1 pseudogene is annotated in these 587 nt (G+C 75.1%); it reads right to left on the bottom strand.

The annotated features are described in order from the left end of the window. Positions 1-587, bottom strand: a pseudogene (locus VB737_RS07505) (Rne/Rng family ribonuclease); the annotation flags it as partial.

Below are 587 nucleotides of genomic sequence, written 5' to 3'. Positions count from 1 at the left end.
CGGGACCGGAGCCGCCGTGGCCACCGGAGCCGCCGCGGATCGGCTGGAGGAGCGGCGGCTGGGCACCGCCACGGTCACCAGCTCGGAAGGGACGGCCGTGGGCAGGGGTTCGAACGGGGCAGGGGTGATCTCGAGGATGGGGATCGCCTCCGGCACCGGGGAGTCGAAGGACCCGGAGCGAACGGGGGATTCGGCAGCTTCGGGCGCGTCGGCCATGCCGTTGGCGTCGGCCATGCCGTTGCGGCCCTCACCGCCGCGGCCACGCCGCCGGCGGCGGGAGCCGCTGGCGGCCAGCTGCTGACGGGCTTCCTCCAGCACCGCCTCCGGGTCGGCGTCGGGGCGCACCACACGCACCATCAGGCTGTCGCCACTGGGTACCGGATCCAGCAGCAGGGCCGGACTCAGCCCCATCCAGCCATAGACCAGCTCCTGCTCAGGGTCCATCGGCACGGCCAGCACCTCGGGCTCCTGGCGGCGCTGGGGAGCGTCGCTGGCGGGGTTCTCCTGGGCCGCCGGCAGAACGGCACTGCCGTTGCCGCCGCCCTCGGCATAGCCGCCCAGGGAGGGGGTCTCGGCCCCGTCGGAGC

This window comes from Synechococcus sp. BA-120 BA3 (assembly GCF_034931285.1).
GTDB lineage: Bacteria > Cyanobacteriota > Cyanobacteriia > PCC-6307 > Cyanobiaceae > Cyanobium.
This window is presented reverse-complemented; position numbering and strand designations above follow the sequence as displayed.